This window comes from Microcoleus sp. M2_D5 (assembly GCF_036701935.1).
Classification (GTDB): Bacteria; Cyanobacteriota; Cyanobacteriia; order Cyanobacteriales; family Microcoleaceae; genus Microcoleus.
Genome location: NZ_JAUBRP010000018.1, coordinates 46,772 through 57,275 on the forward strand (window position 1 = coordinate 46,772; position 10,504 = coordinate 57,275).

Annotated in this window: 5 protein-coding genes; 4 read left to right on the forward strand and 1 reads right to left on the reverse strand. The window is 48.4% G+C overall.

Annotated features, from left to right (window positions below):
• The first annotated feature begins 6 nt into the window (after nucleotides 1–6).
• The 3 genes from QUA50_RS10375 to QUA50_RS10385 all read left to right on the forward strand — a co-directional run bounded on the left by QUA50_RS10375 (nucleotide 7) and on the right by QUA50_RS10385 (nucleotide 8,014).
• On the forward strand, nucleotides 7–2,583 hold the full coding sequence (locus QUA50_RS10375; protein WP_333265587.1) for a CHAT domain-containing protein: 2,577 nt from the start codon (nucleotides 7–9) through the stop codon (nucleotides 2,581–2,583).
• A 570-nt stretch (nucleotides 2,584–3,153) separates the two neighbouring features.
• On the forward strand, nucleotides 3,154–4,875 hold the full coding sequence (locus QUA50_RS10380) for a S8 family serine peptidase (protein ID WP_333265585.1): 1,722 nt from the start codon (nucleotides 3,154–3,156) through the stop codon (nucleotides 4,873–4,875).
• 412 nt (nucleotides 4,876–5,287) lie between these two features.
• The gene (locus QUA50_RS10385; protein WP_333433652.1) at nucleotides 5,288–8,014 is read left to right on the forward strand and encodes a CHAT domain-containing tetratricopeptide repeat protein; all 2,727 of its coding nucleotides are present in this window, start codon (nucleotides 5,288–5,290) and stop codon (nucleotides 8,012–8,014) included.
• A 160-nt stretch (nucleotides 8,015–8,174) separates the two neighbouring features.
• On the opposite strand, the gene QUA50_RS10390 is transcribed toward QUA50_RS10385, so the two are convergent.
• Entirely contained in the window at nucleotides 8,175–10,133 is a 1,959-nt protein-coding gene (locus QUA50_RS10390) for a cation:proton antiporter domain-containing protein (protein ID WP_333265580.1), read from the reverse strand.
• Here QUA50_RS10390 and QUA50_RS10395 point away from each other — a divergent pair.
• Nucleotides 10,096–10,254, forward strand: a complete 159-nt coding sequence (locus QUA50_RS10395; protein ID WP_333265653.1) for a hypothetical protein — start codon at nucleotides 10,096–10,098, stop codon at nucleotides 10,252–10,254. The two genes, QUA50_RS10390 and QUA50_RS10395, sit on opposite strands and share 38 nt — an antisense overlap.
• The last annotated feature ends 250 nt before the right edge of the window (nucleotides 10,255–10,504 follow it).

The following is a 10,504-nucleotide window of genomic DNA, read 5'->3' on the forward strand; positions in this document are numbered from 1 at the left end:
AATTATATGAAATCTTTATCCTTAAAACTGCTTAAATCCAGCGATCGAAAAGTGCGATCGGGCTTCCTTTTTCCCCTAGCTTTTTGCGTTTTGTCTGTTGCTTTTTACATTCCTCGGCACTCTCAACTGCCGGTTGTTGCTCAGGCGATCGAGGTTAGTGAAGCAGAGGCCGATCGACTGATGGAGCAGGGGATTCAACATTATCAGACTGACCAATTTCCAGCAGCGCTGAATTCCTGGCAACAGGCACTGCAAATTTATCGCGCCCTCAAAAACCGTCCACGGGAGGGTTGGGCACTAGGCTTTTTGGGAGGTACTTACAGCGAGCTGGACAACGATGCCAAAGCCATTGAGCATTCACAGCAGTGGTTAGCTATCGCCCGCGAAATTAAAGACCGCCAACAGGAGGGTTTGGCACTGGGGATTTTGGGAGCCGCTTACCACTCTCTGGGAAACTATGCCAAAGCCATTGAGTATTCACAGCAGTGGTTAGCTATCGCCCGCGAAATTAAAAACCGCCAACAGGAGGGTGGGGCACTGGGCGATTTGGGAGCCACTTACCACTCTCTGGGCAACTATGCTAAAGCCATTGATTATATACAGCAGAGTTTAGCCATCGCACGCTCCATTAAAGACCGCGATGGGGAACGTTCAGCACTGGGCAATTTGGGAAGGGCTTACGGCTCTTTGGGCAACTCGGCCAAAGTCATTGAGTATGCACAGCAGAGTTTAGCCATCGCCCGCGAAATTAAATACCGCCGAGGAGAAAGTTCAGCACTCCACGAGCTAGGAAACGCTTACCTCAAGCTGGGCAACAATACCAAAGCCATTGAGTATGTACAGCAACAATTAGCCATCGCCCGCTCCATTAAAGACCGCGATGGGGAGGCTGCGGCACTGGACAATTTAGGAAGAGCTTACAGTTTTCTGGGCAACTCGGCCAAAGCCATTGATTATGCACAGCAGAGTTTAGCCATCTGCCGCGAAATTAAAGACCGCTTTGGGGAGGGTGCGGTACTGAACAATTTGGGAAATGCTTACCGCTATTTGGGCAACTCGGCCAAAGCCATTGATTATGGGCAGCAGAGTTTAGCGATCGCCCGCGAAATTAAAGACCGCCAAGGAGAAGGTAGAGCGCTCAACAACCTCGGAGTGTCATTCTTGGGAACTGGCAACCTAACAGAAGCTGAAAAAATGCTGATCGATGCGATTCAAGTTTGGGAATCGATGCGTCAAATGCTCGGCTCCAACGACGCGAATAAAGTCTCCATCTTTGAAGAGCAAGCTCGCACCTATCGGACTTTACAACAAGTCCGGGTGGCTCTGAATAACCCGATCGCCGCCTTAGAAATTGCCGAACGGGGACGTGCCCGCGCCTTTGTCGATCTCCTGACACAGCGCTTATCTTCAGGTTCTAGGAATCCGGCGATCGCCACTTCTGCGAACCTGGAGCAAATCGGCCAAATCGCCCAAGCACAGAACGCCACTTTGGTGCAGTATTCCATCATCTACGACGACTTTCAGATTGAGGGCAAACAAGTAGGGCGTGAATCCGCGCTCTACATCTGGGTGATTAAACCCACGGGCGAAATTACCTTCCACCAAGTTGACCTCAAACCCCTCTGGCAGAAACACAACGCCTCTCTAGCCAGCTTGATCGTTGGCCATCAAGAATTCCTGGCCGTCCGCAGTCGCAGCAGTCTTGGCTCCACCCAACCCCAACCCGACTTACCGACACTGCATCAACTGCTAATCGATCCCATTGCTAGCCTTCTCCCAAAAGATCCCAATGCCCGCGTCATTTTTATTCCCCAAGGTTCCCTATTCCAAGTACCTTTTCCCGCCCTGCAAGACTCTGGGGGCACTTATTTAATCCAGAAACACACGATTCTCACCGCCCCTTCGATTCAAGTATTGGATTTGACTCGACAGCAACGGCAGAAGTTAGTACAGAAGCAATCCAACAGCGGCCCGGCTCTAGTATTGGGCAATCCTACGATGCCTAGTGTGTCTCTTTCTCTGGGAGCTCCCAAACAGCAATTGTCTCCTCTACCAGGGGCCGAAGCTGAAGCTAGAGCGATCGCCCCTCTGCTCAATACCCAAGCGATTACAGGCGCTCAAGGGACAAAAGCCCAGATCGTCCAAAAAATGCCCCAAGCATCGATTATTCATCTCGCAACGCATGGATTGCTCGATGATCTGCGCGGATTGGGAAGTGCGATCGCCCTTGCTCCTTCTGGTAGCGATGACGGCTTATTAACCGCAGAAGAGATTTTCGACATGAAACTGCAAGCAAGCTTAGTCGTTTTGAGTGCCTGCAACACTGGAGAAGGCAGAATTACCGGGGATGGAGTAATTGGCTTGTCGCGCGCTTTGATTTCGGCCGGAGTGCCGAGTGTAATTGTTTCTTTATGGGCGGTTCCCGATGCGCCGACATCGGAATTGATGCAGTCGTTTTATCAAAATTTGCAAAATAATCCCGACAAAGCACAGGCATTGCGGCAGGCAATGTTAACTACGATGAAAACTCATCCCCTGCCGCGAAATTGGGCGGCATTTACTTTAATTGGGGAGGCAGAGTAAGTTTTTATTAATAGCGGATTGGATATCGATATTTTTATCGCGATCGGGGACTGCTGTTTAACTCTTAAATCCAGCCCCCCTTAAGAAGGGGGGGGCGGAAGCGCTCTTTAAGTCCCCCTTCTTAAGGGGGATTTAGGGGGATCTAGACTTTGCCTAAAAGCGACATTTATGTCTGTAGGACTTACGCATGGGACTCCAGAAACCGAGTTTTTTACGAAATATTTGGTTGTGACCCGCAGATTCGGTAAAAAACCCGGTTTCTTTGGTCGGAGTGCATAAATCCTGTCTGCAAGAGAACTAATGAGTTATAGTCTTCAGTCCTCTTTGAGAGGACTTGCGCTATGAGACAGGGAATTCATTTCCTGGCGGACTGTGTTCGCGATCGCGCCTCTATCTCAAAACGGATGGCAGTGAACCATCTACTCTACATATTTACATACTTTGCACTTTCCCGCAATCTATTTTGCACCCGGTACTGCATCAAGTCTGTGGGTAGAACGAATGATTTTTCCATTGGGGCTGCTTAAGATTTAACTAAATAATGAATCGACATATCGGGGTTTTAAAATTATGTTAGACATCACCACAGCCAATCCTAACGATCGCCTTTATTTCAATCAACAGCCAAACTCGCTCGTCCCATCAACATTTCCGGCTAACAGCGACTTGCTCAACCCAGGGTTCGATCCATTGAATATTCCTGGTTATAGTGCTGAATCTAGCTTGACTAATCCCGCAGCATCCAGCATCGACCAACAGACACAGATAGCAGATTTTATTGTAGCTAATGCAGACGCTGGCTTCAGTTTCCCTGCGAGCGATCGAGTTAGTGGCGATGTCGCCGATGCTCAACTCAAACCGCAGTCAGAATCGGCGAATGTAAACGCAGATCCGCTAACAGGAACCATATCTGCTTCCCAGTTGAATTTCGCCGATCCAGGTAACTCTATTTCGACAGCTCGTAATGTTGTTGGCGTTCAGAATGGTAGCATCAACTTAACTGATTTTGTGGGCATAGGCGATCGGGATGATTTCTACCGATTCGATCTCAACACTAAAAGCAATTTTAACCTGCGTCTCGATGGTATGACAAGGGATGCTGACGTAAGGTTAATTCAAGATAGAAACGGCAACGGTATATTTGATTTGGGGGAAACTATTGACTACTCTCTTGAGAGCAACACCATCCCCGATGTCATTAATGTATCCAATCTGGCTCCAGGAACATACTATGTCCAAGTTTATAGCTTCTTAAACAACTCTACTAATTACAACCTGAATCTTTCTGCAACCTCTATTCCTGAACTAAATATTCCCACACCTAGCGGCCCTTTTAATAGTAATTACGGCTACGGTTTGGTGAATGCAAATGCAGCAGTTTCCAGCACTTTGAACAGCTCAAGTCCTTTCCCTGCTCTTCCAAATTTGGGCGGGACTAATTGGGCGCTTGATGTGATAAATGCACCGGAAGTTTGGAATCAGAATATTACAGGAAACGGGATAGTTGTAGCTGTCGTAGATACTGGTGTTGACTACACCCATCCTGACTTGGATGACAATATTTGGCGGAACCCTGGTGAAATTGCTGGAAACGGCATCGATGACGATCGCAACGGATATATTGATGATATTCGGGGTTGGGATGTTGTGGCTGGCGACAACAACCCAATGGATATGAGTTTCAACGGTCACGGGACTCACATAGCAGGTGCGATCGCGGCGGAACGAAATGATTTTGGCATCACAGGAGTTGCGCCCAATGCTAAGATTATGCCTGTCAGAGTGTTGCCTTTCTTTGGTAGCGGCTCGGTGCATAATATTGCTGCTGGAATTCGCTATGCTGCTGATAATGGAGCAAATGTAATTAACCTCAGCTTGGGAAACGAGTTTGTCCCTTCCAGCGTAGTAAATAACGCAATTCAGTATGCAAATAACAAAGGCTCTGTTGTGGTTATGGCAGCCGGAAACTCAGGTGTTGACCAACCAGATTATCCCGCTCGTAATGCCGATAGCTTGGGAATTGCAGTGGGCAGCATTGATGTAAGAGGCCGCATGGCTGATAGCTCTAACCGGGCGGGTTCCAGACCTTTAGATTACTTAGTTGCTCCGGGAGTAGAGATAGTTTCTACCACTCCTGATGAGGATTATGAACTCAGAAGTGGCACGTCTTTTGCAACGCCACACGTAGCTGGTGTAGCGGCTTTAGTTTTGAATGCTAATCCGACTTTAACTCCGGCTCAAGTTGAGTACATTTTGACGACAACAGCTAATCGAAATGGGTTGACAGGATAGCATTCCAAATCCCCACTTAAGTCCTGCGGACATTAATAGAGCATATTTAGCAGACGGCTCTGGATATGAACGCTCCAAACACGCCAGGTTTTGAGGTTGGATTTGACTATGCCAGTGGATAATGGTTTGATTCAAACCGATCGCCCGATCGCTAAAATAGTCGTCTAATTCAGATTAGAGTTCCCATCCCTGCGGCGAGATTGGGGAGGCAGAGTAAGCTTCTATGAAGGTCGATCGCCTGTGGCAGATTGAGGCGATCGCACGACGAGGGCAGAAAGAGCGATCGGGCTAATTCTCTAAATTCCAACTCTAGAATCCTATGCTGTATTCCCCATTTAAGCGACTCAAATTAACCCACTCTAGGCTCACTCATGTTTTCCTAGCTTCCATTTCCCTGTTCCTGCTTGCCACTATGTCCCTATTAAATACTCCTGACTCTCTCTCCCCAGCGATCGCTCAAACTACCGATGCTCGTCAAGCAGAGGCCGATCGGCTAATACAACAGGGCAACCAACAATATGATACTCGCCAAGTCCAAGCAGCGCTGAATTCCTGGCAACAGGCACTGCAAATTTATCGCGCCCTCAAAAACCGCCAAGGTGAGGGTACGGCACTGGGCAGTTTGGGAGTCGCTTACATCAATCTGGGCAACAATGCCAAAGCCATCGAGTATATGGAGCAGAGTTTAGCCATCTCCCGCGAAATTCAAGACCGTCTTGGGGAAGGGAATGCACTGGCCAATTTAGGACTCGCTTACCACTCTCTGAACAACTATGCCAAAGCCATTGAGTATTCACAGCAGTGGTTAGCGAGCGCCCGCGAAATTAAAAGCCGCCAAAGGGAGGGTAATGCACTGCGTATTTTGGGAACCTCTTACCACTATCTGAACAACTATGCCAAAGCCATTGAGTATTTGCAGCAGTGGTTAGCCATCGCCCGTGAAGTTAAAGACCGCCGAGCAGAAGGTTCAGCACTGGGCAATTTGGGAATCGCTTATTTGGATCTGGGCAACTATGCCAAAGCCATTGAGTATTTGCAGCAGTGGTTAGCCATCGCCCGTGAAGTTAAAGACCGCCGAGCAGAAGGTTCAGCACTGACGAATTTGGGAGTCGCTTACCGCTATCTGGGCAACTATGCCAAAGCCATTGAGTATTCACAGCAGAGTTTACCCATCGCTGATGAAGTTAAAGACCGTCGAGGAGAAGGTGCAGCATTAGGCAATGTGGGACTGGCTTACGGCTTTCTGGGCAACTGGGCCAAAGCCATTAAGTATGGACAGCAGACTTTAGCGATCGCCCGCGAAATTAAAGACCTCCACCAAGAGGGCTCAGCACTCGGCAGTTTGGGAATCACTTACATCTATCTGCGCGACTATGCTACAGCCCTTGAGTATTTACAGCAGTGGTTAGCCACCGCCCGCGAAATTAAAGACCGCCGAGGGGAAGGTGGGGCACTGAGCAATTTGGGAATCGTTTACGTGAACCTGGGAAACTCGGCCACAGCCATTGAGTATTCACAGCAGAGTTTAGCGATCGCCCGCGAAATGAAAGACCGCCAAAGTGAAGCTAGGACACTGGGCAATTTGGGAGCCGCTTACGGCTTTCTGGGCAACTGGGCCAAAGCCATTGAGTATGCACAGCAGACTTTAGCGATCGCCCGCGAAATGAAAGACCGCCAAAGTGAAGGTGGGGCGCTCAACAACCTCGGATTGGCGTTCTTTAAGGTTGGCAACCTAGCAGAATCTGAAAAAATGCTCGTTAATGGAATTCAAGTTTGGGAATCAATGCGACAAATGCTCGGTTCCAACGACGCGAATAAAGTCTCCATCTTTGAAGAACAAGCTCGCACCTATAAACTTCTACAACAAGTTCGAGTGGCTCAAAATAACTCGATCGCAGCGTTAGAAATTGCCGAACGGGGACGTGCTCGTGCCTTTGTCGATTTACTCACACAACGCTTATCCTCTGGTGATGCCAATTCGGTCATCACCACTGCTCCCAACCAGGAGCAAATTCGCCAAATCGCCCAAGCACAGAATGCCACTTTGGTGCAGTATTCCATCATCGACAAGGAGTTTGAGATTCAGGGCAAACAAGTAGGGCGAGAATCGGCGCTCTACATTTGGGTAATTCAACCCACGGGCGAAATCACGTTCCGCGAAGTTGACCTCAAACCCCTTTGGCAAAAACACAACGCCTCCCTAACCAGCTTAATCGTTGGCAATCAAGAATTCCTGGCTGTTCGCAGTCGCAGCAGCGCTGGTTTTGCTCAACCCCAACCCGACTTACCGACACTGCATCAACTGCTGATCGATCCCATTGCCAGTCTTCTACCCAAAGACCCCAATGCCCGCATCATTTTCATTCCTCAACGATCGCTTTTCCAGGTGCCTTTTCCCGCCCTGCAAGATGCCAACGGCACTTACTTAATCGAAAAACACACTATTCTCACCGCCCCTTCGATTCAAGTATTAGATTTAACCCGACAGCAACGACAGAAGTTAGCACAGAAGCAATCCAACAGCGGCCCGGCTCTAGTATTGGGCAATCCCACCATGCCTAGTGTGTCTGCCTATCTGGGAGCTCCCAAACAGCAATTGTCTCCTCTACCTGGGGCTGAAGCGGAAGCTAGAGCGATCGCCCCTCTACTCAATACCCAAGCTATCTTAGGCGCACAAGGCACAAAAGCTGCGATCGTCCAAAAAATGCCTCAAGCATCAATTATCCACCTCGCAACGCATGGATTGCTCGATAACCTGAACGGATTGGCAAGTGCGATCGCCCTTGCTCCTTCTGGTAGCGATGACGGCTTATTAACCGCAGAAGAGATTTTTGACATGAAACTGCAAGCAAACTTAGTCGTTTTGAGTGCCTGCAACACTGGAGAAGGCAGGATTACCGGGGATGGAGTGATTGGTTTGTCGCGCGCTTTGATTTCGGCCGGAGTGCCGAGTGTGATAGTTTCTTTATGGGCGGTTCCCGATGCGCCGACATCGGAATTGATGCAGTCGTTTTATCAAAATTTGCAAAATAATCCCGACAAAGCACAGGCACTTCGGCAGGCAATGTTAACTACGATGAAAACTCATCCCCTGCCGCGAAATTGGGCGGCATTTACTCTGATTGGGGAGGCAGAGTAAGGACGATCGCGACAAGCAGATTACAGAGTACGATCGCAATAAGCTGTTCGACATCTAAATTGCATTTTTTGTGCGGGCTTTCTGGCCCAACCCCTACTCCCCACAAGAACTTGACCAAATTTTCACTGTGCAGTTTAAATGCACAACAGCTTACTAACCCTTACCGCGAAACTGGCGGCTGCAAAACTTCAGCCTCCTTTGCTATTTCCATTTCCTCCAAAACCTCCTCTAAAACCGCAGCAGGAATCGGCACTTCTTCAACTACCTGATGCTTTTCCAAAGTCAAGCGAGACTGCGACGAACCAGCCAATTTTTTCAGCAATTTCGGTGTCGGATCGTACAGCAAATAAATAATTCGATCGCCTGCTTGCCAAATCTGAGTCGCCGACACTACTTGCAAGTACCCTTGCCTTTCCAGCAGCAGCGGCGCCAACTCCCCAGCTTTAACCAAAGCTTGCAAGTGAGCAATCTGAAACTGCAATCCCTCTGTTTTTAACTCAGTTTCCCCCAATTTCACTTCGCCGTCGCTCAAATATTCGTTCCAATCCTTCAGCGACAAATCGGAGACAAAAGCTTGATTGATTTTAGTCGGATTTGCAGGCGTATTTGCTTGCGGATCTTTGGGAAATATTGCCAAAACCCTCGGCGGTGCAAACTCCTCGGATGCTCGCTGAGCTAACACTAAGTTTACCTCGCCGTTGTTAGTCATTGCCAAAAAAGTTCCCATCGATTCCAGTCCGGCTTCTTCTAAAACGCTGTGGTCGAGAGCACTGCTCAAAAACACCCGCAAACCCTCTCGTTCTGCTTGTTCGCAAGCTTCGGGATTTGTGTCGATAATTGCCACAGATTCTCCGCGTTCTTGAAACAAGCGAGCAATTAATCTGCTCAAAGGATTTGACCCCACAATTGCAGCACCGGTTGCCGATTTTGAGGTGATGCCCAAAAGTTGAGCGATCCGTCCGGCCGTTAGTCCCTGGACGAAAACTGTCATAATAATTGTTAGGAAAACTAAGGCTTTAATCGAGTCGCCGCCGTTGATTCCCCGCTGGGTGAGCAAAATTGCAAATAAAGATGCGATCGACGCTGAGACAATTCCCCTCGGCGCTACCCAACAAACAAATAATTTCTGCCGCCAATTCAGTCCGCTGTTCCAAGTACACAACCAAACATTGATCGGCCGCACTACCCACATTAAAGCTAAAACTGTAAACAAACTTCCCCAACCGAGGGCGACCACACTAGCGAGGGATAAATCGGCCGCCAGCAGCACGAACAGCATGGAAATAGCCAGGACTGTGAGTTGACCTTTAAACCTCCTCAGCAGCCTTTCTTCCGGCACAGCAGCGGCTTTGAGGACGATGCCGGATACCACAGTTGCCATCAGTCCCGATTCGCTGCGGATTTCTTCTGCTAAGCCGAAAAATCCCCACAAACTGGCTAAAACTACTAAGTTTTTGAGGTCTTCTGAGAGAAATTGCGATCGCTTGAGAATGAATCCCAGCAGCCAGCCTCCCGCCACCCCGATGACTGTGCCAACTAACAGTCGCACGATTAAATCTCGGAACAAAACCAGCAAATCAGCATTGCCGTTCAAAATAATATTCAGCACCAATACTGCCAGAATTGCCCCGACAGGATCGATTAAAACGCCTTCTGCTTCTAGCAAGGCGGCAACTTTTTTGTCAACGGATACTTGTTTGAGCAAAGGGCCGATTACTGTCGGGCCTGTGACGACTACTAGAGAAGCATACAAAAATGCGATCGGCCAGGGAAATTCCCCCAACCAGTGTGCGGCCATTCCGCCGCCTATTAGGGTAATTAAAGTGCCTACGGTAACTAAATTGCGGATGCTGCCGGAAAGTTTGCCCAAATCTCGCAATTCCAAATTCAAGCCGCCTTCAAACAGAATTAAAGCTACGCAAAGGGATACCATAACTTCCAAACCGCTTCCCAGCAGATTCGGGTGCAGCACTCCCAAGCAGTCTGGGCCGGCTAAAATGCCAAACAACAGCAAAAAGACGATCGCCGGAACTTTCAGATAGGCGGCGAGAACTTGAGCGCTGATGCCACAGATGACGGTCATGACCATCAACTGGGTGATGTTAAAGGGGATTTCCATAGATATAATTGTTACAGGCTGCCCGCTGGGTTTTAAATGTTCGATCGCGGGTAATTGGAGTGCAGGCGCTATTTTCGGCCCAGCTTACAAACTCGGCACGGCCCTGGATTTTTCCCAATAAGATTAAAAAACCTTGATAGTCGCTATAACTTTATCAGATAATTCTCTTGGCGTCAAAGATGCGAGTAAGCTGTAGCTAAGCCGGAGATTGTCTGTTATGTTCGAGAGTCCAACGGGATACGGGTACAGAGGGAGAGGATTTGACGAATTTTGATGGGGAGTCAATCGATTTTAGATTTTAGATTTTAGATTTTAGATTTTAGATTTTAGATTTTAGATTTTAGATTTTAGATTTTAGATTTTAGATTTTA